This is a genomic window from Hydrogenophaga sp. 5NK40-0174, assembly GCF_040372165.1.
Taxonomy (GTDB): Bacteria; Pseudomonadota; Gammaproteobacteria; order Burkholderiales; family Burkholderiaceae_C; genus Hydrogenophaga.
Genome location: NZ_BAABWG010000001.1, coordinates 354,627 through 377,742 on the forward strand (window position 1 = coordinate 354,627; position 23,116 = coordinate 377,742).

The following is a 23,116-nucleotide window of genomic DNA, read 5'->3' on the forward strand; positions in this document are numbered from 1 at the left end:
GGCGCTCAGTTGTTCTTCTTTCTGTCAAGCCAGGCCGAAGGCCGAGGCGTCTCGCATCTCATTGTCAGGGACAATGGCATGAGGGGTTCCACAAAGCTTGCTGTCCATGCGTGAGCAGCATGTTCACGCGATGATCACCCTTGAAGCGAAGCTGCTGTGAGCAGGCCATTTGATCAAGCTGATCATCTGGCCGTTGAAACCTGCCCCGCGCGGGCCGCCTGCTGGGATGAATCGCCAAAGATCGGGATGCGATCTGCCGCAGCGCTCAGCGGCTTCAGTGAGGGCGTTGATTGTCCTGATCAATGCTCAAACAGGCTCATGCGATACAGCCAGGATGGATAGGGTTGTTTCATTGCCTCGTAGTTATATTGTGCATTGAGTTGGCACAAGCCTTTGTCTAGGGCGAATTGCTGTGCAAGCACCGAAGCTCCAACGAAGTGCTTGTTGAAAAGGGTACTCTGGCAGTAGAAAGGCAGTCCGTTGGCCTCTTTCACGAATGCGTCAACAGTGGCTTCATTCTTGTCGTAGACATAGACGGGTACGCTGCCAATGATCTTCTGGTCAGCATCTTCCCGGAACAGGTAGCCCTCATCGTTCTTGCCTGTCTGGAAGAACATGTCTGCGCTGAATACGCCAGAGTCGAGAAAATAGTCCGTCATCAGCGGCTTGTGGTCCGCATAGACAATGATGGTGGCGTCATGGCGCTGGCGAATGTACTCGGCAAACTCCGCCACTCGCTGCACGGCGTGTTCGAGGCGGGTGCCGAAATCCGTTCGGCCCATGTCTCCCTCCTTGTGCCACACGGGCGCATGCGTGTACATGGTAGTGAGATACAGGAAGACGGGCTCATTCGAATCTATGTACGAGTACACGTTCTTGTAGAGGAACTCATCGTCGACCCATGTATTGCGCTTCCTCTGGTAACCGTCAAGGTTCATGTCCTCGAGGCCGATGAACTTGTCATAGCCCAGCTTGGGCTTGACTTCGTGCCGATGCCAGAACTTTCGGCGGTAGTTGTGTGCGGTAATGGTCTGGTATCCATCTGATCTGAGCGATTGCGCCAGAGAGTCGACGCTCTTTCGCATCACGCCTGCGTACTCCTGGTACACCACGCCGTTTAGTACGCCATTGGCAGGAAGACCTGTCTGCCACTCGAAAGAGGCGTTGGCGGTGCCTCCACCATAGGAGGGCGATACCCCGGTCATGCCTTTGAAGCCGAGCTTTCGCAAGGGCTCATACGCCTCGTCGAAGTGAGTCTTGTCTGACCAGCATGCCTCGCAGAGGATGACGACAATTTTCTTTCTGCGCTCGACTGGCGGCATTGGCTTTTTTCTCGTCGCCTCCGCCAAGGCCAGCTCCTCTGTGCTAACGGCGCGCGGCATGGTGCGAGCACTGGTCTGGATCACGTGCATGACCAAGCCCTGAATCCTGGAGTTCTGAAACCACTCCGAACGGCGGTACTTCAGGTCGGCGCCTTTGAGAAAGGTGGCATAGGCGTTGTTCTTTCCCAGAACTTCCGCATTGACCAGGTGGTCATTGAAGACAAGCGGTGTCAGAAACCCGATCACCAGAAGCTTGTAGATCAGAAATCCAGGGGTGTTGTCGACTCGGCGGTTGAGTCTGTAGGCGATGAAAAGCCCCACCAGTGCCGCTCCGACAATGGCGAAGTGCGTCGGCTGGATAAACTCCATCACCACATGAATGTTCTCACGTGTCTCGGTCAGGTCGGTCCATGAAAGCACTTCATTGATGCGACCGAGTTTTTGCTGATTGATCACTGCCAGAACAAGATCGGCGGCGAGGACCAGCACCATGGAGAGAATGTTGGGAAGGATCAGGCGTGCGGCTGCGTAAAAGAGCAGCGCAGGTGTCGTTGAGACGACGATGGGCAGCCAGCGGATGGTTCCATCCTTGAGCGTGAAATAGTAGCCGCTCAGTTGCCACTGGATGGCAAGGTGCCCGGCAACGAGCAGGGCGAGAGCGAGCAACTCAAGCAAGAGCTGCCTCAAGGGGGACGGTGAATGCATTCTGTTACTGCTGCTGGCGCGCATCTGTCTGGTTCTGGGTGGGAATGCGCGAGAGCATTGCGCTCATCCGGGCTCCCCATGTATTGTCACCGATCGCCAAGCTCACCTGATCACGTTGGCCGGCGGCTGTCTTGAGCTGCTTGTCGATGGCTTGGACGAATCCGGACGCATTGTCCGCGACTTCCATCCATGTGCGGGTCGCCTGCGTGAACTCAAGAGGGGTGGAAACCACGGGTACCCCGGCACTGAGGTATTCGTAGTATTTCATGGGAAACATGCCCCGTGTGTATTCGTTGATCAGCGTAGGCAGCAATCCGACCTGTATTCCGCGCAATAGTTCCGGCAGGGCTGCGTAGGGTTGGTACCCCAGCCGATGAACGTTGGGAAGCGAAGACAGGTCGCGCAATGTCGCGTTGTGTTGGCCTTCTCGTTCGTCGCCGACAAGGACAAACTGCCAGTCTGGCCTGGCGAGGGCCACTTCGTGAAGCAACGAGAAGTCGACCTTGAAGTCCGACAACGCACCGATGTAGGCTATTCGCGGTTCGGAAATGCCGGCCAGGCTCGGGTGCAGTGGTCCCGGCTGCAGGGCCTTGCCAAAATGCACGGGGTCAGCCACGTTGGGGTAGAGATGGGTGTTGCTGTTGTGGCGGGCGCACTTGTCACGAAGGGAAGTCGCCGTTGTGAAGACGGCGTCGGCACGTTCGAGCAGCCGTACTTCTTCTGCGTTGAATGCAGCCTTGTCAACGCCGGGAATGGCGGAAAGGTCATCCACGCAGTGGTAGACCACTTGAGAGCTGGCTTCTTCTGCATGGCCAAGCCTGAGTTGCTCCAAAGTTTGCAGCACGAAAGGATGATACGTCCAGATCAGCGGACTGGAGAACCCCTGCCGATTGAGAAATCGCCGGATCGTCCAGGCGAGGTAGCCCTGGTTGAAGGCACGGACCCATGTGCTGCCGTGTTTGAACGGGATGGTCAGCGGTGAAATGACCCAGATGTTGTCCTGGACCTTTCGGGGTCCCCGCAAGCCTCGCCAAAGCCGGCGGGCGATCCGACCCCAGTCCATGCCGCTGCGCAGGTTGGGTGCGCGCAGGCCGACGCTTTCCACATACAAGACCCGCCAGCCCAGCTTGGCCATTTCGACGGCTGTGTGCTGCTTGTTGGTCCAGTAGGGGGTATCCCAGTCGGCAGTGGCAAAGAGTACGCAGTCCCTTGCAGCCGGTGCGCTCGTGGCTGACGCTTTTTCCATCACGCTCCTGTCAGGATCTGCCGTTGGTCAGGTCGGACAGCATCCGCTGCAGAATGCGCTCTGAACTGCGCCCATCTCCGTACGGGTTGGGGCGTCCGCTCAGGGCATTGCAGGCTGCCTGGTCGTCCAGCCACTGGCGTGCATCGCTGACGATTTTCTGGCGGTCCGTTCCTGCCAGGGTGGCGAAGCCGGCATCAATGCCCTCACGACGCTCGGTGTGCTCGCGCATGACAACAGCTGGCACACCGAAACTGGGCGACTCTTCCTGAATGCCGCCTGAATCGGTGAGGATGAGCTTCGCTCGGCTTTGCAGGTAGAGGCTGGTCTCGAAGTCGACTGGTTCGATCAATTGAAGGTTGTCGAGGTCGGCCAGCCGTTGCTGAACCACTTGCCGGACGTTGGGGTTCAGGTGGACGGGAAAGACAAAACCCAATTGCGGGTAGCTTTGCGCGAGTTCAGCGATGGCATCGCAGATGTTCTCCAGGCCCTGGCCGAAGTTCTCTCTGCGGTGGGTGGTGACCAGGATCAGATCGCGCCCTTGGAAGAGTTTGGCGGCTTTGCCGGTGAATGGGCTGGCCTCCCACTTGTTCTGGATGAGTCCGATGGCGTCGATGACCGTGTTGCCGCACTCCAGAATGGCTTCTGGCGAAATGCCCTCCGCTGTCAGATTGGCCGAGGCCTGCGGGGTAGGGGTGAAATGCCACCGAGCCAGCCGCCCGATCATGGCGCGATTGGCTTCTTCCGGGAACGGGCTGTAGAGGTCGTGGGTGCGCAGTCCGGCTTCCACGTGGGCAACCGGCACCTGGTTGTAGACGGCACTGAGCGCAGCAGCGAAGGCTGTGGTGGTGTCACCCTGGACCACGACCGCATCGGGCTTCACGTCGGCAATGGTCTGGCTCATGTGGGTGATGAGCAAAGAGGTGAGTGACGGAAGGGTTTGCTGCTCGCGCATGAGGCCCAGGTCGATATCGGGTGTCAAGTCGAAGCAAGACAAGGCCTGGTCGAGCATTTGCCGGTGCTGGCCACTGGAGCAGGCCACCAGTTCGACATCGGTCTCGGCTCGCCCCAGCGCGACCAGCGGTGCGAGTTTGATCACTTCAGGGCGGGTGCCGAACACCACCATGATTTTGCTCATGACAAAGTTACCTCGGTTTCGAGTGGCGTCACCTCGCCTTGGTAGCGTACCGCCACTGGCCATGGGCTCAATCGCCCGTGACGGCGCAGACGCCATCCCTGGCGGTTGCCGCGGGCGATGCGAACGTGGGCGCGGTCGTGGAGGAAATCCATGGCCTGGTCTTCATTGGCAAACAGGAGGTCGGGGGTCTGTTGCAGGTGGCGGACCAGGTCTTCGTGGGCTTGTCCTCGCTGCTCTTCGGACGCCCATCCGTACTGGTAGCGGTCCGAGAAAGGGTGGTCCAGGTAGCCGAAGAAGGTGCCGGCAGCCCTGGCCTCGTCGGCCGCCTGCTTGTAGATGCGCAGGGGGTCGGCCTCATCATGAAGGAGGCAGTCACCGTGCAGCATGCATTGCTGCGAATGACCAATGAAGCCGGCAGGGGAGCCTACAGGGACGCCACTGCGGGCCATCAGGAAGTCAGGGTCGTTGCAGATGATGCCGCCGATGCAGCCAAGAAAGCCGGCGTCTGCCAGGCCCAGGCGCGCGTAGGAGGGTGTGTGATGAAACGGTGAAACCGCGTAGCGTACATCCAGCCCGGTGTGGTGGCGGATGTCGTGGATGGACACTGCGCCTTCGGTGTGGGCGCCTTCCCAGCTGCCGCCCCAGTTGGGTGCATGGGTCGCTGTGTGAGAGAGGATGGCCCCGCCAGACGCCTGCACCTGACCAGGGAGCGCGTGCTGCCGCTCATTGGTCAGGATACTTGAATGCAGCGCCAGACTCAGGGGCACTTCAAGCCGCTGATAGCGCATCCACAAGCTTCGGGCAGATTCCACATCTTCATCGCAATCGAGACGCATGGTCGCTGCAGCGGTGTGACCGTGGGGCACCTCGGCCAGCACCGGGATACACGGCAGTACGTCTGGGCGGTGGCAGGACATGAAATCCTCCACATGGCGCCATTCGTTCGAATCCACAGGACCGACCGGCCGGTTGAACCAGAGCGCACTGGCTTTGTCGTTCATCCACAAAGCCGCGTAGGCACCAAAATCCTGATCCTCCGCAGCGTTGCGGATAGAAGCCAGCACACGTTCCGGCGTCGTGCGCAACTCCTGAGCGATGGACCACATGTCTCCATCGGCATTGATCGCGCCCCAGCCCAGGTTGTTCCATTCGGCCGCGAAATCGTAGCGTCGCAGGGGGCGACTGGCCATGATGGGTGCGCCGCCGCAGATCTCGCTCGTGGTCTCTGGGCGATAGGTGATGTACGCCGGACTATGCGAAAACCCGTGGATGGGGGCAGGTGCGCAGGCTGCTGCTTCCTTCAATGCCAGTGATGCCGGCCTGATTTCCGCGCCCACACAAGCGGCCAGGGCTGGAGGCAGCCGGCCCAAAAGCAGCAGCTTCGAGCGACGGCTGAGCAACAGACCAATGTAGTGGCTCCATTGGGGTAGTGGGTTGATGATGACCCAGATCTGGTTGGCGTCGCCACGCATCAGATCAGTGAAACTGGCCGTAGTGACCCCGCCAAACCCGCAACTGCGCGTCAAGGCCGAGACAACGACTTGTTGGGCTGTCTGGCTGCTTCCGGGGGCGATGACGCGAATCATGTGACGAGCGAAGGACGGCGGGTTCAGTGGGTGACGACGTGGCGGAACTTGGCATGGCGTCCGACGCGGACAAAGTCGCCATGGCCCACGAACTGAACCTTGAATGCACCAGGCCAGTAGTGGTTGATCTTGGCTTCAATGTCGTCGGGGCTGGCGTTCACCTCAGGCACGATGCGCAGTATCGGCGGGGTCTCGCGCAAATCGATCTGAAATTCCTGAATGCCGCCCACGCGGTGGTCCAGCACATCCTGGATATGGTGTGTGGCGTGAGGGGTGCCATTGATGGAGACGATGTCATGCAGTCGCCCGACGATGTCGGTGATGAACACACCGCTTGGCCGGCGATCCAGTTTTGCCAGGTCGCCGGTCCGATATCGGATCAGGGGCATCAGGCGATTGCGAAAGCCGGTAAAGACCAGTTCCTCGAAGCCGGCAGCCGCACTGTCTTCCCGGGTTGGTGCGGTCTCGGCCCAGCCCTCTGACTCCAGCACCTGCATGCCCTGACCCTGCCCGCCATCGAGGTCATAAGCCATCACGCCCAATTCAGCCAGACCATAGCGGTTCACGACCTTGCAGCGCAGCACGGTGGCGATTTTCTCGCGCTGATAAGGCTCCATCAGTTCGCCACTGGATTCGAAGACTTCAAACGCCTTGGCGCGAGTACGTGTCTTTTCGATATGGCAGGCCAGTGCATAGATGGTCGATGGGTGGCCATGAATCAGGTAGGGCCGTCGGCGACGCAAGGTGGACCAGATTTCTTCCAGACCGCTGGCATCGAGCGCGTCAAAGAAAATATTGCTGCGGTTCATGGCGAAGCACTTGAAGTCCTCGCGCGACGGCCAATCCGGTACCGGGTCGCCTGGAAAGCGGCACGCGAAATGCAACTCGGGAAGGCGCTGGGCCTTGCCCACGTGGCCACGGCAGAACAGAGTGACGGCGGCAGAATGATCGGCCGCAGGCTGATCGTAGTAGATGACGCAGGACAGGCCGGTAGACCCTCCTGTCTTGCACGCATGATGCCGCGTCTCCGCCAATGCCCTGGCATGCAGGCGCTCACCCTGTTCGCGGATGATGTCCTTGGTCAGGTAGGGGACGTCAGCGAGGTAGGCCGCATCCTTGCGGAGTTTCTCCGGCTCGAAGTTCAGGGCTGACAGGGTGTCGCGGTAGTAGGGTACTCCCTGCATGGCGAACGCGACGATATCTGCCAGCCGGTCGCGCGCAATCTGCTCACGTTGGGCGTAGGGCAGACGATAGTGGTGGCGCAGGTCGGCCAGTTTTTGGCGAACCTCGCGCTTTTCCATCCTTTCGGCAACCGGGTAGGCGACCTTGGCGGACACCAGGCCTTTGAGGGCACGAAGCGGCTGGCGCGCCGAGGCCCACTCCACATAGGGGAAGATCGGATGGTTGGCCTTCATTCGTTGGCTGGCTCTGCGCTCGGAATCGGGAATGAGCCTGGGGCGGCGGCCGGCTCTTCAGGTTTGACGATTGGTTCGTCAGCCACGATTTTGCCGTGTTCGAGCTGGATCTTTCGCGTGCAGACGTTGGCGATCAGGTCCGGGCTGTGAGAGGCGATGACCAGAATGGAGGCCCTGTCGACCAGCGCTTTCAGGCGCGCTGCGGCCTTTTCCTGGAAGTCTGCATCGCCCACGCTGAGCCATTCGTCCATGATCAGGATGTCGGCGTCGATGCTGGTGGAGATGGCAAACGAAAGGCGCAGCATCATGCCACTGGAGTACGTGCGCACCGGCAGGTTCAGGTATTCACCCAGTTCGGTGAACTCAGCAATTTCCTCAACCTTGGACTTGATCGCCTTGGGCTTGAAGCCATTCATGATGCCGCGCAGGTAGATGTTCTCAAACCCTGTCGCGTCCGGATCCACACCAGTGGCGACGTCCAGCAGGGATGCCGTCTTGCCACGGATATCGATGGCGCCTCGTGTGGGCGCGTAAATGCCGGAGAGCACGCGCAACAATGTGGTCTTGCCCGAGCCGTTGTGGCCTACCAGTCCCACTCGCTCACCGTCGTGCAGGTCGAAGTTGAGGCCGTCCAGCGCACATACCACGGGATGGTTGCCGGCGTCGTTGCCGATGGTGCCGCCGGTGGAGAGGTTCAGCACCTTTTTCTTCAGGCTGCGGTGCGAGTTTTCGAAGATCGGGAACTCGACCGTCAGGTCCTTCGCGAGAATATGCGAGGTCATAGATCAGAGCCAGTAGGTCAATCGGTTGCGGGAGGTCTGCATGATCCATTGCGCCAGGGCGAAACCCACCACAAGCAGGCCGATGGACCAAGCCCACGATTCCCAGTGGATTGGCGTGCCCAGCAGAGGCGCACGCACCACTTCAATCATGTGGTACAGCGGGTTGTAGTGGGCAATCCAGGCGCGCTCTTTGAGCAGCTCCGGCATCCACATGATCGGGGTGAAGAAGAACGCAACCTGAAGGAAGTTGGAGACGATGGGCAGGATGTCCCGGAAGCGCAGGCAGGCAATGCTGAGAATCACACCCGTCCAGACGCCGTGCAGCAGGATGAGAATCAACCCCGGGATGACCAGCAGGAATTCCATCGACGGTCGGTTGCCCATGGCGAGCAGGAACAGCACCAGTACCGGAAGACTGTGCATGAGGATGGCAAAGTTGCGCCAGGCAATCCGTGCCACGTGAATCGTCACCGGCATGCGCAGCTGCTTGATGATGAAGCCGGCGCCAATCAGCGCATTTGACCCCTCCTGGATGGTGGTGGAGAGGTATTGCCACAGCACCAGGCCGACGCCCAGGTAGGGCAGGTAGGTCTTCACGTCCTGCTTGAGCAGCGTGGAGTAGAGCACGCCCAGCACACCGACCATGATGAAGGTGCTGAGGGTGAACCAGAACGGACCCAGGACTGAACGCCGGTAGCGCTGCCGGATATCGTGCCAACCGAGCGCACCCCAGACGTGGGTGCTGCGCATGGCCACCCACATGTCATTGCGTCCGGTGTGGCTGTCCCAGGCGTCCAGCTCTGCTCGCGCCGGTGCAGCGCTCAGATCACTGCTGCTTGCCGTTGTCAGTTCTGCCATATTTGTCTTCAAATCGAACAATGTCGTCTTCGCCGAGGTATCCACCACTTTGAACCTCGATCATCACCAGAGGCTCGGTGCCCGGATTGCTCAGGCGGTGTTTGTGCTCGGCGGGAATGTAGGTGGACTCGTTGGTTTCGAGGATGAAGGTCTCGTCGCCATTGGTGACTTCGGCCCGTCCACTGACCACGATCCAGTGCTCATTGCGATGGTGATGCAGTTGCAGGCTCAGGCTGGCCCCAGTGTGTACCTCGATGCGCTTGAGCTTGTAGCGGGGCCCTTCGCTGAGCACTGTATAGGTGCCCCACGGGCGCGCGACCGTCTGGTGCAGCTGATAGGCCGGGTGACCAGCCTTGACCAGTTCGGCCACCACCTCCTTGACTTTCTGGGTCTTGTCGGCGTTGGCCACCAGCAAGGCGTCTGGCGTGTCCACGATGATGAGGTCATCGGTGCCGACAGCGGCCACCATGCGTTGACCGCCATGAATGTAGGTGTTGCGCGCATCAACGAAAACGCTGTCGCCGACAGAGCGGTTGTTGTCGGCTTCGGGTGGTGTGAGGTCTCGCACAGCATCCCACGCACCGATATCCGACCAGCCAATGTCTGCTGGCACCACAGCGACGGCGGCTGAGCGCTCCATCAATGCATGGTCGATGGAAATGGACGGCACGGCTTCATAGGCCTCGGGGGGAATCTCGATGCCGAACCCCGCGGCGCGCTTTTCCATGGCGGCATGGCAAGTCTCGCAGGCACTCATGACGTCCGGGGCATGTTGCGCCATTTCTTCGATCAGTGTGCTGACCTTGAAGCAGAACATGCCTGAATTCCAGACGAATTGACCGCTGCTCAGGTAGGCCTGCGCCGTCGGCAGGTTCGGTTTCTCGACAAATTGCCTGACGGCAAATCCGCGCAGGAGGGGCTCGGCCTTTTCGATATAGCCGTAGCCGGTCTCGGGGCGGTCAGGCTCGATGCCGAATGTGACCAGCTTGCCGGACAGGGCCAGTTCGGTGGCTTTTTCTACAGCCTCTGCAAACGCATCCATTTTCTGGATCAGGTGGTCGGCGGGCATGACCAGCATGATGGTGTCCGCTCCGGCGGTGTCTCGCAGATGCAGTGCGGCCATGGCCACTGCCGCCGCCGTGTTGCGGCCAGAGGCCTCGAGCAGGAAGCTGGCTTTGTCGGCGGCCTGGCCGGTTTTGGCCAGCTCGTCCCTTGTGGAGAAGAAGTAGTCCCGGTTGGTGACGGTGACTGGCGCACAGGGTTGGCAGATCTTCAGCGCTCTGGCGTATGTTTTTTGTAGCAACGTCTCACCGTCAGCCAAGACCATGAATGGTTTGGGGTGCGCTGCCCGGGACACGGGCCACAGGCGTGTGCCCGCACCGCCAGAAAGCACGACAGGGACGAGGGTGGGCTGAGAAGGCTGCATGAAATTGTTCAATAGGGGCTGAGGGCCGCCTTGGGTGCGGCATCAATGGCCAGTGGTGCCAGGACGCTTGCGGCAGACCTCATGATAGAGATCGTGGTAGGACTGCGCCATGATCCGGTCTGTGAAGTTCTCTTCGTACCGTGCTCTGGCAGCCATGCCATAGGTCTCGGCCAACCCTCTATTGTGAAGCAATGCGTTGGCAGCATGTGAAAGGGCCGCCGGATCTTCAGGTTTGATCACAAACCCGGTTTTTTCATGCTGGTTGATGAAGGAAGTGCCTGTTCCTATCTCGCAGCTGATCATGGGTTTGCCGTGGATGGCTGCTTCCAGCAAAACCATGCCATAGGCCTCCGATCGAAGGTGAGAAGGCAGCGCCATGGCAGTGCAATGGCGGAGCAAGGCCATTTTCTCAGGCTCGGAGACCTGGCCGGCAAACACGACGTTGTTCAACCCCGCTTCCCTGGCCTGCTGTCGCAGGGCCTCGCCTTCCGGCCCGCTGCCGGCGATGACAACTGTTCCATTGATGGCCTTGGCGGCCGCCACCAGCGTGTTCAGTCCCTTGTAATAGCGCAGGACACCCAGGGCGAGCACGAAAGGCTTGTCCTCAAGCCCGAGTCTCTGGATCAGTGCGCTTCCCTCAGGGGCCAGCGGCAAGGTCTGGTCGATGTCGGCCATGCCCAGCGGAATGACCTTGAGCTGTTCCGGACGCAGGTTGGCCTTGAGCACCTCGCTGGTTCGGGCATAGGGCGGCGAGGTGGCAATGACCTTGTCCATGGTCGCCAGTGTGTGGCGCATCAAGGGGCTGTACAAGGCCCCGAGCAGCTTTTGCTTGACGATGTCCGAGTGATAGGTCATCACCCGTGGCTTCTGTCTGGCGGCAGGCAGGAGGTTCAGCACATCGCCATATGGCCAGGGGAAGTGAAAGTGCAACACGTCGGCCCAGGCGGCTGCCCTGGAAAACTGCGTCAGGGAATGCCAGGCACCCAGGTCGCAGGAGGCGGGTGCCATCCAGGAACGGGACCTGTAAACATGGGCCTCTGGCCGGTCGAATTCCAGTGGCTTGGGCGTGGGAGAGAGCGTGTAAACGGCCGAAGAGACGCCCAGATCCTTGCATCCCACGCAGATTTGCCGGATGGCCTCTTGGAGGCCTCCGGGCGGGTCGGGGAAGTAGGTGCGGTAGATGTGCAGGACGTTCATGTCACGTTCTCATGCCAGGCCAGAAGCGCCTGGCGATCGGCCAGGCCTGCATCCCTGGCATTTGGCCGGCGGGATGCGCGGCTTCAGTCAAATACGTCGGCCTGAGCCAGCACGGGGGCATCAGCGTCCTTGGCGGACAGCGTCGGGGTCAGGTTGCCTGGCCATTCGATACCCAGCGCAGGATCGTTCCAGAGCAAGGACCTTTCGTGGGCTGGCGCGTAGTAGTCGGTTGTCTTGTAGAGAAACTCTGCTGTATCGGACAGAACCAGGAATCCGTGTGCAAAACCCTCTGGCACCCAAAGCTGGTGCTTGTTCTCAGCGCTGAGCAGGGCGCCGACCCATTGGCCGAACGTCGGGGAAGAGCGCCGAATATCCACAGCCACGTCAAACACCTCGCCCTGGACCACGCGCACCAGCTTGCCCTGGGTTTGCTGCATCTGATAGTGAAGGCCACGCAACACGCCCTTGACGGACTTGGAGTGGTTGTCCTGGACAAACTTCACCGGACGGCCGATGGCTTCTTCGAAGCGTGCGTGGTTGAAGCTCTCGAAGAAAAAGCCGCGGTCGTCACCAAACACCTTGGGTTCGATCAGTACCACTTCAGGAATGGCAAGGCGGGTAGCATTCATGTCGGAATCTCAGTGAAGTTCTTCGTGCAGGATCTGCTGCAGGTACTGGCCGTAGCCGTTTTTGGCCAGCGGCTGGATGAGTTCTTCCATCTGGGCGCGGTCAATCCAGCCGTGACGGTAGGCAATTTCCTCCGGGCAGGCCACCTTGAGGCCTTGGCGCTTTTCCAGCGTTGCGATGAACTGGCCAGCTTCCAGAAGGCTGTCGTGTGTCCCTGTGTCCAGCCAGGCATAGCCGCGGCCCATGACTTCGACCTGAAGTTCACCCTTGTTCAGGTAGAGCTGGTTCAGATCGGTGATTTCGAGTTCGCCTCGTGCGGAAGGCTTGAGGCTGCGGGCCAGGTCGCAGACTTGTTCGTCATAGAAATACAGACCCGTCACGGCGTAGTTGCTCTTGGGGTGTGCTGGCTTCTCTTCCAGGCTGAGCACCTTGCCTTGTGCATCAAACTCGGCCACGCCGTAGCGGTGTGGATCATTGACATGGTAGGCGAATACTGTGGCACCTTTTTCGCGCTCCGAGGCGCTGCCGAGCAGGCCGGCAAAGTGGTGGCCGTAGAAAATGTTGTCCCCCAGGACGAGAGAAGACGGAGCGCCGTTGAGGAACTTTTCCCCGATGAGAAATGCCTGGGCGAGGCCATCCGGGCTGGGCTGCACTGCATACTCGATGTTCAATCCCCACTGGCTGCCATCGCGCAGCAGCTCTGAGAATCGGGGTGTATCGTGAGGCGTCGAGATAACCAGAATGTCCTTGATGCCGGCGAGCATGAGAGTGCTCAACGGGTAGTAGACCATTGGTTTGTCGTAGACGGGCATGAGCTGCTTGCTCACGGCCTGGGTGACTGGGTAGAGACGGGTGCCAGATCCACCGGCCAGGATGATGCCTTTACGTTGCATGGCGTTCAGACGATTTGTTGCAGGATATGGGTCAGGCCCGCTTGCCAGCCTGGCAGCTTCAGCCCGAATGTGGATTCAAAGTGCGAGCAGTCCAGCCGCGAGTTTTTGGGGCGTCTGGCTGCTGTCGGGTAGGCTTCGGACGGAATGGCCAGGACGTTTTCAGGCAACGCCTTGAGCGCCACACCCTCACGGCGCGCATGTTCGATGACAAATCGAGCGTAGTCGCACCAGTTGGTCGCGCCACTGGCCGTCACATGGTAGAGCCCGAACGGAAAGTGCTGGCGGTCCCGGGTGGCATCTCGCAGCAGCATTGCTGTCAGATCGGCCAGAAGTGCCGCAGATGTGGGCGCGCCCCATTGATCCGAGACCACTTTCAGCTCATCACGGCTTTGTGCCAGATCGAGCATGGTACGCGCGAAGTTGTGACCCTTGGCTCCGACGACCCAGCTGGTCCGCATGATCAGGTGCTCAGGCACTGCAGCAGCCAGAGCCGATTCACCGTCGAGCTTGGACTGACCGTAGGCGTTGAGCGGGCCGGTCGGGTCGGACTCTGTGTGCGGCTGATCGCCCTCGCCGCCAAAGACGTAGTCGGTGGAGTAGTGCACCACGATCGCGCCATGTGCTTTGGCGAACTCGCCCATGATGGCGGGCGCTCGCGCGTTGACTGCCTGGGCGACCTCGGGTTGTGCCTCGGCCTTGTCCACTGCCGTGTAGGCAGCCGCGTTGACGATGACGTCGGGCTCCGTTTCGCTCAAGAGCTGGCGCAGCGCCTTTTCGTTCGAGAGGTCACACTCAGCCGAATCGACGGCCACCACGGCCCCGAGCGGCGCCAATGCGCGCTGAAGCTCGAAGCCAAGCTGGCCGTTCTTGCCGGTGAGGAGAATCTTCATGCCTTGGCCCCGTACTGGAGGTCCACCCACTGGCGATAGTCGCCACTCTGGACGTGCTGCACCCAGGCTTCGTTTTCGAGATACCATGCCACCGTTTTGCGAATGCCGGTATCAAACGTCTCGGCCGGCTTCCAGCCGAGCTCGCGGTGGATCTTGGTGGCGTCGATGGCGTACCGACGGTCATGGCCGGGGCGATCGGTCACATAGGTGATCTGTTCGGCGTAGGACTTGCCGTCGGCACGGGGACGGAGTTCGTCCAGCAGTGCGCAAACCGTCTTGACGATCTCGATGTTCGGTTTCTCGTTCCATCCACCGACGTTGTATGTCTCGCCCAGCTGCCCGGCTTCGAGGACACGGCGAATGGCGCTGCAGTGGTCCTTGACGTACAGCCAGTCGCGAACCTGCATGCCATCGCCATACACAGGAAGGTTCTTTCCAGCCAGTGCATTGACAATCATCAGCGGGATCAGCTTCTCGGGGAAGTGGAATGGGCCGTAGTTGTTTGAACAATTGGTGGTCAGCACCGGCATGCCATACGTGTGGTGGTAGGCGCGGACCAGATGGTCGCTCGATGCTTTCGAGGCCGAATAAGGGCTGTTGGGCGCGTACGGCGTGGTTTCAGTGAACGCAGGGTCGCTGGGAGAGAGCGTTCCGTAGACCTCGTCGGTGGATACATGGAGGAAGCGGAAGTTCTTCCGGTCGTCGCCTTCCAGCGCCTGCCAGTAACCGCGCGCTGCCTCCAGGAGGTGGAAGGTGCCGACGACGTTGGTCTGGATGAAATCTTCAGGACCGTGAATGGAACGGTCCACGTGGCTCTCGGCAGCAAAATTCACGATGGCGCGTGGCTTGTGCTCAGCCAGGAGCTTGTCGATCAGGGCACGGTCGCCGATGTCACCTTGCACAAACTGGTGGCGCGCATCGCCCTTGAGGCCTGCCAGGTTCTCAAGATTGCCTGCATAAGTGAGTTTGTCGACATTGATGACAGCCTCTTCGCTTTGATCGAGCCAGTCGATGACGAAGTTGGAGCCGATGAAGCCGGCTGCTCCGGTGACGAGAATCATGTTGTCAGTCTTTCAGATCTGTGGGCGTGCAGGCGGTACGGGAGCATTGCCTTGGGGCCGCCGTCCCCCCAATGGCAGCAAATACACGATCAGTGTGGCCAGCATGAAGCTGGGGAACGATACCAGCAGGAGTGACTGCCGGATCGTCGCGGTCGAGAGCTTGCGATGCACCTCGATGCTGTGAGGGAGCTTCCACGCCGTCTCCTTGCCATTGATGACGGCTGGTTCGCCGGCCGTGAGTTTGGTCAATATTACCTTGGCGACGTCCCGTTTGGGGGCGTTGGGGACATGCAGCTCAATCTCGACCTTGCCCGAAGTGAAGTTGCCCAAGCGGGACTGAGGAAGGCAGATTCGCATGAACTTGTTCTCGACATCTGCCGTCTCCAGGGTAGTGCTGGTTTGCTCGAAGCCACGACGAAGCGTGACCTGCATTGGCGCCGATTCAAAACTGTCGTAGGTCTGATCGAGGAAGACCACGACACAGGCCTGCAAGTCATTGAAGCCGGGTTCCTGGATGTTGAACAACGTCGTATCTACCGGCTGCCGCAGCGTAAACCCTGGTTGCACCGGGCCGTAGACCACCATTTCGGAGACGGCGGTGTCGTTGAGCACGCGCACGTTGTCGTAGTGCGGGTAGCGGTCGCGATGCAGCAGAGTGAGTGACCAGGTCACCAGGACGGTCAGTACGCAGCCGAGCACGAGAGTCTGGACCAGCTTCTTCATAGGCGCACCAGACGGAAGAACGGCATGATGATGTCAACGTATGCATTGAGGAATGCCCAGGCCATCAATGCCATGGCGGCGACCATCGTGGCGCTTTGCCATTTGAACCACCGGGTGGCCAGGACAAAGGACGTCATCAGCAGCGGAACGAAGGGAAAAATGTAGCGCCCCTGGATGCCGTGGACCTGACCGGTCAGGTAGTAGGCCTCGTGCCCCTTCTTGAACAGCACCAGCGTAAACAGAACGGCAATGATGATGCCGTAGGCGATGAGGCGGCTGTCAATCTTCCGGTGCAGGACCACAAGCGGCACGCTGGCAATCGCGGCAAACAGCAAGGTTGCCTGTACAAAATGATAGACAAAGCTGACAGTCCAGTGCAGCTTGTTGCTCAGCAGGTAGCCGGCCAGCGAAATGCAAACCGCTGCGATGACACATGCCATCAGGCCATACTTGCGCACTGGCGCGACGTCAAGCCAGCGCATGGCCCATCCCTGGACGGACTGTGGCCGGGGCAATGCATCTTTCGCGGGCTGTCCAGCCTGCGCCACTTCGCGCAAGGCACGAAACACCCCAGCGGCCAGCATCAGAACGAATACCAGCGAGACGGCGATGAAGATCTGGTAGGAGATGCCCTCGACGCGCGTCATCTGCGCGCCATTGCAGAACTTTTGGATCACGTCGAGCGACCTGGCGGACAGGCAGTATCCCGAGAAACCCATCAGGGCATAGAAATGGTAGAGGAGCCATTCAAAGAAGGGCTGTTCCTGCAGGTACTGAAGGACTGTGTAGTCAGGGGCCGCGGGGGTGAGGTGTGAGCCGTAGACGTAGAGCGGATTGCCAAAAAAGAAATAGTTGCGGTACATCCACCATGCGGGCAGGCTGACGGATATGCCCGTGAGCAGTATGGCGTGTGTCAGCCAGTGCCAGATGGGGCGGCGCAGCTCCCAGATCAGCATGCCCACAAACGCTGCGATCAGCAGCCACGCTGTCATTTTGGTGCCGCCCGCTATGGCCAGCCAGAATGCACAGAGGTAGGCGTCGATCGTTCGCTGGCCCAGGACAAAACGCACTAGGTACAGCGTCGCCGCTGCCGAAACCGTGGTCAGGAACAGGTCATTGGTGATGACTGAGCCCAGGTGATTGGCCATGGGCACAAAACCCAAAAGGGTCGCACCGGCCGTTGCGGTGAGCTCAGAGGCGCCGGTTGCCCGCAGCGTCTTGAAAATCAGCAGGACGAGGAAGCCCAGGGACAGTGCCGAGACGAGCCGGGGGACCCGCCCCAGCTTGGCTTTGTCATCCGTGAACTTCTTGGCCACCGCATACGGGATGGCTGCCACTGCGTAATAGATGGGAGGGTGCTGGACGATGTAGTTGAAGCGGTCGCGATTGACTGGCTCCTCAAAGTCCTTCCAAAGGTCGGCAGGAATGGCTCCTCTGTCATCGGCTGGTCGTCCCAGAACGGGAAGCGGGCGGCCCTTGGTCATGTCCACTACGTACGCATAATGGCCGCTTTCGTCCGGGCCATCGCCCAGGGGCGTGACAAACCATGCAAGAAACAGTGCTTGCAGGGTAAACAGGATGGAAATGGCGTGAATGGGCCGGAAGTTCATGACGATCTGAGCTTACAGGATTCGACGACTCAACATGCCAAGGCCAAACGCCAGCGCATCACCAAGCATGTTGGTCAGGCGCATGCTGATGCCCAGCCCGACAGCAGCGCCTTCTCCAACCACTGGGGACAGCAGCAACACCATGACGGCCTCGCGTACCCCTACGCCTCCTGGAGCGCCAGGTACGACGTAGCCCACGGTCCAGGATGCGATGTAAAGCACCGTGATCATGTAGTACTCGCCTTGCGGCACATGAAATAGCCACGCTGCCTGCAGTTTCACAATCGCCCCCAAAGTGTGAAAGCCCACCAGGATCAAAGCACTGACGAGCAGTGCCGTGCGCAGCGAAGGTGTGGCTATCAATTCCCCTTTGCCGATTTTGCGACTGATGCCTGGCATCAGCTTGTTCATCACGGTGATGCCGATCCACGGGATGAACATCAGCAAGCCAGTGATGGCCAGCAAGTGAGGCGCTTCCAGGTGGGATGGCAGAAGCTCCCGCAGGGTGTCCGAGTAAAAGTACGCGGCCAGTGCTGCAAAAGTTGAGCCTATGGCCAGGTGCCACAGTACATCAACCATGATGGTGTTCATGGACACTGCAACGGGAACGCCGGCGGATGAACCCAAGGCAGCGCGGCCGGCGAAATGTCCCACGTTGCCGGGCAGATATTTGCCGAACTGGGAAATCAGCATGATCTGAATGGACTTGCCCGGCCGCAGCTTCACCCCGTGGTCCTTGAGCTGAATTCGCCAAACGTATCCGGTGAGAACGTTGGTGAACAGAATGCCCAGAACGGAGAGCACCACGGCAGCCAGACTGCGCGCGTTCCATTCAATGTGCGGAATGTCATCCAGACGAAGGTAAAAAGAACGAAAAAAGTAGACCACTGCCGCAGCAACCACTGCGTAGGAGGCCATTTTGAAAATGAGCTTTCCGTTGATTTTCATGCCGCTTTGTCGTCAATGCTTCTGGGGTGAAGCGGCTTCCTTGATGATCGCGTCCAGGCCCTTGCCCAGCCGTTCAACGGTCGCGTTTTCCAGAAAGATCTTGTGCCCGTTTTCTGCCAGGCGCTCGCGCAACGCCGGATCGTTTTTCAGCGTCAGAATGGCGTCCGCAATGGCTTGTGGGTTGGCCGGGTCTACCAGATAAACGCTCTCGCCGTGCTTGAGCAGTTCCTGCACTGGCTGGTTGCGCCGTGTGATGAGTGGCTTGGCCATGCCGATGGCTTCGTTGACCTTGTTGGTCAACACCAGCTCAGCCCGCATGTTGTCGCCAAAGATGCCCAGGCACACGTCCGCGTTGGCCATGTAGGAGGCCAGTCCATCGTATGGCACCGGGTCGAGGAGGGTGATGTTGCGGACCTCCAGTTTCCGCATCAGCGCCATGTCGTCATCAAAGGTCTGTCCCCGGCCGACGATCTGGAAGCTCACGCCTTTGTCTTCAAGCAGTTTGGCTGCGCGAATGATGTGGCGGACCCCATGAAAAGGGATGAACTCTCCGTGAAAATGCACCCGGAACGTATCAAACACCTCTGTGGCTTCGCGGGGGTGAATCACGCCGTCATCCACAGCGAGAAACAGCCGGCGAAGCTTGCTCGTTTCGCTGTTGGCATATTGGCCAAAGTGGTTGATGATGTGCTGGCTATCAAGAATGGACCGTTTGGCACATGCATAGGCGAGCCAGTCCGACATCGCATAGACCTTGGCCTTGAAACTGCCAGGTGCCGCGGCGCCGCGGTCGTGGACCATGGTGTCGTAGGTCGTGATGTACATGTCGAACACGATTGGCTTCCAGGTCAGCATGCGCATGGCAGGCATGAGCAGCTGGCCATAGAAGCCCACCAGAACGACATCACACGAAGGAGCCAGCCGTGCTGCTTTGAGCAGGAGCCCAGGGTAGTGCTTGAATGACTTGTCGGGCGGGAGGCAAGTCACGACCTGGTGGCCTTGCTGCTCCAGCGCGCGGATCACGATCCGGGTGCGGGAGTAGGATGCTTCTCGGCCTGCCAGGTAAAGTATTTTCATAGCGAGTGCGTCGGTTCCGGCCAGGCCGGCTGCTCAGACGCAGGGATCGTGGTCGCGAGTGGCCCACTGGTGTGGACAACCCTGTATTTTGCCATCAGGCGCTGCCGTTTCGGCACCGGATGGCATATGGCAATTGGCCGGCGTTTGTGCGTGCCGGTCTGCTTCAATCGTTGCCGAAGAGATCGCGGGTGTAGACCTTGTCGGCCACTGAGGAAAGTGCGTCGGACATCCGGTTGGCGATGATGACGTCGGAAGTGGACTTGAACTCTTCCAGATCATTGATCAGGCGGGAGTTGAAAAACTCGGCTTCCTTGAACATGGGCTCATAAATGACGACCTCGATGCCCTTGGCCTTGATGCGCTTCATGATGCCCTGAATGCTGGACGCCCTGAAGTTGTCAGAGCCGCTCTTCATGATCAGGCGGTACACGCCGACAGTCCTGGGTTGACGCCGGATGATCTCTTCCGCGATGAAGTCCTTGCGCGTGCTGTTCGAGGCCACAATGGCCTGAATCAGGTTCTGCGGCACATCGCGGTAGTTCGCCAGGAGCTGCTTGGTGTCTTTGGGCAGGCAATACCCGCCGTACCCGAAAGACGGGTTGTTGTAGTGGTTGCCGATGCGGGGGTCCATGCAGACGCCTTCAATGATCTGGCGGCTGTCGAGCCCGTGCGACGCGGCATAGGAGTCCAGCTCGTTGAAGTAGGAAACCCTCATGGCCAGGAAGGTGTTGGCGAACAGCTTGATCGCCTCGGCCTCTGTGGAATCCGTGAACAGGACCGGAACGTCCTTTTTCACAGCCCCCTGTAGCAGCAGTTCTGAAAACTGCCGGGCGCGGTCACTGCGCTCGCCGATCACGATGCGGCTGGGATACAGGTTGTCGTGAAGTGCCTTGCCTTCGCGCAAGAACTCCGGCGAGAAGATGATGTTCGAGGTGCCGAATTGCTCCCGCATCTTGGCCGTGAATCCAACCGGCACGGTGGACTTGACGACCATCACGGCATCGGGGTTGACGCGCTTGACTTCCTCGATGACAGCTTCAACCGTACTGGTGTTGAAGTAGTTGGTCAGCGGGTCGTAATCGGTCGGCGTGGCAATGACGACAAAATCTGCGTCCGAATAGGCCTCACCGGGGCTGACCGTGGCCCGGAAGTTCAGGGGCTTGTTCTGGAGAAAGTCCTCGATCTCGACGTCCTGAATCGGTGACTGCTTCCGGTTGAGCATGTCGACCTTTTCCGCAACGATGTCCAGTGCCACAACTTCGTTGTGCTGCGCGAGCAGGATGGCGTTGGACAGACCGACATATCCGGTACCAGCGATGGCGATTTTCATTGGGTTCCTTGGTCCGACGTTCTCAATGGCACTTCATGAGTGCGAAAAAAGTCAATGGCCGCTTCCGCATGATCACCTTGTGTGAACACACTGAAGCGGCCGACGTCAGAGAATCAGAATGAGTAGTTGGCGCTGATCTGTACGGCCTGGGTGCCTTTGACATCCTGCAGGTGCGTGGCGTAGGTCGCGGAAACGCTGAAGTTGCGCGAAACAGACAGGTCTGCGTTGAAGCCCAGTCGCGTGCGCTGCACCTGATCCCGCTCGATGGTCTCACTTTGCGTGAAGTTGCGCGAGAGCTCGGTCATGCTCACGCGAGCATCGCTGCGAGAGAGACTGGTGATATGGCTCAAGCCGCCACCGAGGGTGAGCTCCATTCCACGACCGACGAGCATCGGGTGCGACTGCACGTCAAAACCGATGCCTGCGTAGGTGTCAGTCAGGGCGTTCATCTGGTAGCGGGTGTCAACTGTGTACAGCGTCTGGGCGTCATAGGCCGACATGGACTGGCGCATGCTGCTCAGAGAGACCCATGGGGTGAACATCATCTGGCTGTTGCTCATCGGGCGGCGCAGCTTGGTTTCAAACGACCAGATCTTGCCTTCGCCGCTGTTGGAGACGGTGCGGCTGAGGATGTCGTCAGATGCTGAATTGCTGTAATCCAGATCATGTCGGGAGAGTTGCGTGGACACGAGGAAGCCGGCTGCGGCTGGCTGGTGCCAGTAGAAAGTCGACGCATTGCCGCTGAGTTTGTTCAGGTTGCGTTCTTCATGCCCGGCCACCTTGCGGTTGGTATCGGCCTGCGAGAAGGCGAATCCGTAGCGTGCGTTGCGTGCATGGCTGCCGGCTCCGCCAGCGGAGAAGTCCAATGCCAGACCATATGGTGACTGGCTCTTGCCAAAATCCGCCCGAGGCAGATTGCGGTCGTTCAGGTTGGTGGCCGTTGCCTTGACCGAGGTGATGGGTTGATGCTGTGCCTTGCCCGGCTCGCCCAGGGCGATGAGGTTCCAGCTGCCATTGACAGATTTGGACTTGCCGTTGAAAAGAGTCAGCGTGCCGGCATCGATGTCCTTGTTGAGCTGGTTGGCCGTTTCGGCGCCAGCGGCCAGGGTGTTGGCCCAGTCCCAGCCACGGGTGAGGTAGTGGGCGTAGACACGCGCGATGATCTGCTGACCCCGGGTGCCGTAGTGGCGATCATCATGGAACAGGGTGTCGTCCATGGACCGGTATTGGTCTGCCGTGGTGACGTTGGTGAAGCCGTACTCGCCGGGGTTGTTGAAAATGCGCTCGAACGGCGTGAACATGTCCACGGCAATGACGTTCTCCCGGCTGTTGGCCAGTGCGGCAATGTACTGGTTCCAGAAGAGCACCTGGCCGCGCGTGCCTGGATTCACGGCAGGGCCGCGGCTCCAGTCGCTCAGCTGCGTCAGGAACAGCCTGCGGTTGGTGTTGGCTGCGCCCAGGTTGATGAGGGTTCCGACCTCGCGGGAGTAGTGCTGGCGCGACGTGGAGAGGTTGTTGGTACTGCCTTCCAGGTTGATGTCGTTGTGGCCCAGGTACACAACCGTCAGGTCGCCGTCGGCGATGTTGTGGCGGCCCTGTGCCACCATGTTGTTGATCTGGTTGTAGAACGACTTGTGGTTCAGGTTCGCAGCACGTGCGCCGCCAATGGCAAAGTTGTAGATATTCTTGGAAGGAACATCCTTGCTCAGCTCGGTGGTCCAGTTGGAGGTGCGACGCGAGTTGGTCGTGAAATTGATGTCCGTGTAGCTGTCGCCAAAAGTCCGCAGCGTGTTGATCTGCATCTTGGTGCCTTTGCCTTCCTCGATCCGGAAAGGACTCGGGATGACCGACTTGTAGTTGTCGTCATCCGACTTTTTGCTGCTGCTGGAGCAGCCGGCCAGAACAGACACCATGGCTGCGGCGATGGCGACAGAGGTCAGGCGAGTTGGGCAGATTTGAGTGAAACGCATGAAGTTCGTCTCTCGGTACACGGTTGGGGACAGTCGGATTGAGCGCACTTTTTCCGGCTTTCTGCACTGAGGTCTGCGGCCGGGGGGCGACTCGCCGTAAAGGCGACGCCGTCTTCGTCCATGCGTCAGTTGACCTGAGGTCTGGCTCCTTCATCACCGATTCACAATGCGAAATCGATAGTCAGGGCAAACCCGCGCGGAAGTCTTAAGTGCTAAACCGGCCAATTTTGCCACAGGAGCGGCCGTTTTCACCAGACTTGATCCTCAGGATGGCGCACAGGGCACGGCCTGGGGGGCATGCGCATGCACTCAACA

Annotated in this window: 19 protein-coding genes; all 19 read right to left on the minus strand. The window is 59.6% G+C overall.

The window, feature by feature from the left end; genetic code table 11:
• Nucleotides 1–299: 299 nt before the first annotated feature.
• The 19 genes from ABWV89_RS01575 to ABWV89_RS01665 all read right to left on the minus strand — a co-directional run bounded on the left by ABWV89_RS01575 (nt 300) and on the right by ABWV89_RS01665 (nt 22,801).
• Nucleotides 300–2,027 carry a sulfatase-like hydrolase/transferase gene (locus tag ABWV89_RS01575; RefSeq protein WP_353393543.1) on the minus strand — a complete coding sequence of 576 codons (1,728 nt, stop codon included), beginning with the start codon at nt 2,025–2,027 and terminating at the stop codon, nt 300–302.
• A gap of 4 nt (nt 2,028–2,031) precedes the next feature.
• On the minus strand, nt 2,032–3,273 hold the full coding sequence (locus ABWV89_RS01580) for a glycosyltransferase (RefSeq protein WP_353393544.1): 1,242 nt from the start codon (nt 3,271–3,273) through the stop codon (nt 2,032–2,034).
• Nucleotides 3,274–3,283: 10 nt separating this feature from the next.
• Nucleotides 3,284–4,408, minus strand: coding sequence for a non-hydrolyzing UDP-N-acetylglucosamine 2-epimerase (wecB, locus tag ABWV89_RS01585; protein ID WP_353393546.1), 1,125 nt, complete (start codon nt 4,406–4,408; stop codon nt 3,284–3,286).
• On the minus strand, nt 4,405–5,994 hold the full coding sequence (locus tag ABWV89_RS01590; protein WP_353393548.1) for a polysaccharide deacetylase family protein: 1,590 nt from the start codon (nt 5,992–5,994) through the stop codon (nt 4,405–4,407). Before ABWV89_RS01590 ends, wecB begins: the two co-directional genes overlap by 4 nt.
• Nucleotides 5,995–6,017: 23 nt before the next feature.
• A complete protein-coding gene (locus ABWV89_RS01595; RefSeq protein WP_353393550.1) occupies nt 6,018–7,409 on the minus strand; it encodes a phenylacetate--CoA ligase family protein in 1,392 nt (463 codons plus the stop codon).
• Nucleotides 7,406–8,191, minus strand: a complete 786-nt coding sequence (locus ABWV89_RS01600; RefSeq protein ID WP_353393552.1) for an ABC transporter ATP-binding protein — start codon at nt 8,189–8,191, stop codon at nt 7,406–7,408. Before ABWV89_RS01600 ends, ABWV89_RS01595 begins: the two co-directional genes overlap by 4 nt.
• 3 nt (nt 8,192–8,194) lie before the next feature.
• Entirely contained in the window at nt 8,195–8,953 is a 759-nt protein-coding gene (locus ABWV89_RS01605) for an ABC transporter permease (protein ID WP_502903140.1), read from the minus strand.
• 64 nt (nt 8,954–9,017) lie between these two features.
• A complete protein-coding gene (locus tag ABWV89_RS01610; protein WP_353393554.1) occupies nt 9,018–10,475 on the minus strand; it encodes a mannose-1-phosphate guanylyltransferase/mannose-6-phosphate isomerase in 1,458 nt (485 codons plus the stop codon).
• Between the two features lie 42 nt (nt 10,476–10,517).
• Nucleotides 10,518–11,672, minus strand: coding sequence for a glycosyltransferase (locus ABWV89_RS01615; RefSeq protein ID WP_353393556.1), 1,155 nt, complete (start codon nt 11,670–11,672; stop codon nt 10,518–10,520).
• 83 nt (nt 11,673–11,755) lie between these two features.
• Nucleotides 11,756–12,301, minus strand: a complete 546-nt coding sequence (gene rfbC / locus ABWV89_RS01620) for a dTDP-4-dehydrorhamnose 3,5-epimerase (RefSeq protein ID WP_353393558.1) — start codon at nt 12,299–12,301, stop codon at nt 11,756–11,758.
• A 9-nt stretch (nt 12,302–12,310) separates the two neighbouring features.
• Nucleotides 12,311–13,192: a glucose-1-phosphate thymidylyltransferase RfbA gene (gene rfbA, locus ABWV89_RS01625; protein ID WP_353393560.1), complete on the minus strand. Its 882-nt coding sequence runs from the start codon at nt 13,190–13,192 to the stop codon at nt 12,311–12,313.
• Nucleotides 13,193–13,197: 5 nt separating this feature from the next.
• A complete protein-coding gene (gene rfbD, locus ABWV89_RS01630; RefSeq protein WP_353393562.1) occupies nt 13,198–14,082 on the minus strand; it encodes a dTDP-4-dehydrorhamnose reductase in 885 nt (294 codons plus the stop codon).
• Nucleotides 14,079–15,143 (minus strand): dTDP-glucose 4,6-dehydratase, encoded by a 1,065-nt coding sequence (gene rfbB, locus ABWV89_RS01635; protein WP_353393564.1) that lies wholly within the window; start codon nt 15,141–15,143, stop codon nt 14,079–14,081. Before rfbB ends, rfbD begins: the two co-directional genes overlap by 4 nt.
• Nucleotides 15,144–15,155: 12 nt before the next feature.
• On the minus strand, nt 15,156–15,866 hold the full coding sequence (locus tag ABWV89_RS01640; protein ID WP_353393565.1) for a hypothetical protein: 711 nt from the start codon (nt 15,864–15,866) through the stop codon (nt 15,156–15,158).
• Nucleotides 15,863–17,476: a glycosyltransferase family 39 protein gene (locus ABWV89_RS01645; RefSeq protein WP_353393567.1), complete on the minus strand. Its 1,614-nt coding sequence runs from the start codon at nt 17,474–17,476 to the stop codon at nt 15,863–15,865. Before ABWV89_RS01645 ends, ABWV89_RS01640 begins: the two co-directional genes overlap by 4 nt.
• Nucleotides 17,477–17,488: 12 nt before the next feature.
• Entirely contained in the window at nt 17,489–18,424 is a 936-nt protein-coding gene (locus tag ABWV89_RS01650; RefSeq protein WP_353393569.1) for a lysylphosphatidylglycerol synthase domain-containing protein, read from the minus strand.
• A gap of 12 nt (nt 18,425–18,436) precedes the next feature.
• Nucleotides 18,437–19,501: a glycosyltransferase gene (locus tag ABWV89_RS01655; RefSeq protein WP_353393572.1), complete on the minus strand. Its 1,065-nt coding sequence runs from the start codon at nt 19,499–19,501 to the stop codon at nt 18,437–18,439.
• Nucleotides 19,502–19,664: 163 nt separating this feature from the next.
• Entirely contained in the window at nt 19,665–20,831 is a 1,167-nt protein-coding gene (locus ABWV89_RS01660) for a nucleotide sugar dehydrogenase (RefSeq protein ID WP_353393574.1), read from the minus strand.
• Between the two features lie 113 nt (nt 20,832–20,944).
• Nucleotides 20,945–22,801, minus strand: a complete 1,857-nt coding sequence (locus tag ABWV89_RS01665; RefSeq protein WP_353393575.1) for an SGNH/GDSL hydrolase family protein — start codon at nt 22,799–22,801, stop codon at nt 20,945–20,947.
• Between the last annotated feature and the right edge of the window lie 315 nt (nt 22,802–23,116).

What these genes read in the sequence shown, in the direction of transcription:
- ABWV89_RS01660 (WP_353393574.1), bottom strand. Translation starts at nt 20,831, where the DNA reads ATGAAAATCGCCATCGCTGGTACCGGATATGTCGGTCTGTCCAACGCC.
- rfbC (WP_353393558.1), bottom strand. Translation starts at nt 12,301, where the DNA reads ATGAATGCTACCCGCCTTGCCATTCCTGAAGTGGTACTGATCGAACCC.
- rfbA (WP_353393560.1), bottom strand. Translation starts at nt 13,192, where the DNA reads ATGCAACGTAAAGGCATCATCCTGGCCGGTGGATCTGGCACCCGTCTC.
- ABWV89_RS01580 (WP_353393544.1), bottom strand. Translation starts at nt 3,273, where the DNA reads ATGGAAAAAGCGTCAGCCACGAGCGCACCGGCTGCAAGGGACTGCGTA.
- ABWV89_RS01615 (WP_353393556.1), bottom strand. Translation starts at nt 11,672, where the DNA reads ATGAACGTCCTGCACATCTACCGCACCTACTTCCCCGACCCGCCCGGA.
- ABWV89_RS01655 (WP_353393572.1), bottom strand. Translation starts at nt 19,501, where the DNA reads ATGAAAATACTTTACCTGGCAGGCCGAGAAGCATCCTACTCCCGCACC.
- ABWV89_RS01600 (WP_353393552.1), bottom strand. Translation starts at nt 8,191, where the DNA reads ATGACCTCGCATATTCTCGCGAAGGACCTGACGGTCGAGTTCCCGATC.
- ABWV89_RS01590 (WP_353393548.1), bottom strand. Translation starts at nt 5,994, where the DNA reads ATGATTCGCGTCATCGCCCCCGGAAGCAGCCAGACAGCCCAACAAGTC.
- ABWV89_RS01645 (WP_353393567.1), bottom strand. Translation starts at nt 17,476, where the DNA reads ATGAACTTCCGGCCCATTCACGCCATTTCCATCCTGTTTACCCTGCAA.
- ABWV89_RS01650 (WP_353393569.1), bottom strand. Translation starts at nt 18,424, where the DNA reads ATGAAAATCAACGGAAAGCTCATTTTCAAAATGGCCTCCTACGCAGTG.
- rfbD (WP_353393562.1), bottom strand. Translation starts at nt 14,082, where the DNA reads ATGAAGATTCTCCTCACCGGCAAGAACGGCCAGCTTGGCTTCGAGCTT.
- ABWV89_RS01605 (WP_502903140.1), bottom strand. Translation starts at nt 8,953, where the DNA reads ATGTGGGTGGCCATGCGCAGCACCCACGTCTGGGGTGCGCTCGGTTGG.
- rfbB (WP_353393564.1), bottom strand. Translation starts at nt 15,143, where the DNA reads ATGATTCTCGTCACCGGAGCAGCCGGCTTCATCGGCTCCAACTTCGTC.
- ABWV89_RS01610 (WP_353393554.1), bottom strand. Translation starts at nt 10,475, where the DNA reads ATGCAGCCTTCTCAGCCCACCCTCGTCCCTGTCGTGCTTTCTGGCGGT.
- ABWV89_RS01640 (WP_353393565.1), bottom strand. Translation starts at nt 15,866, where the DNA reads ATGAAGAAGCTGGTCCAGACTCTCGTGCTCGGCTGCGTACTGACCGTC.
- ABWV89_RS01595 (WP_353393550.1), bottom strand. Translation starts at nt 7,409, where the DNA reads ATGAAGGCCAACCATCCGATCTTCCCCTATGTGGAGTGGGCCTCGGCG.
- wecB (WP_353393546.1), bottom strand. Translation starts at nt 4,408, where the DNA reads ATGAGCAAAATCATGGTGGTGTTCGGCACCCGCCCTGAAGTGATCAAA.
- ABWV89_RS01575 (WP_353393543.1), bottom strand. Translation starts at nt 2,027, where the DNA reads ATGCATTCACCGTCCCCCTTGAGGCAGCTCTTGCTTGAGTTGCTCGCT.
- ABWV89_RS01665 (WP_353393575.1), bottom strand. Translation starts at nt 22,801, where the DNA reads ATGCGTTTCACTCAAATCTGCCCAACTCGCCTGACCTCTGTCGCCATC.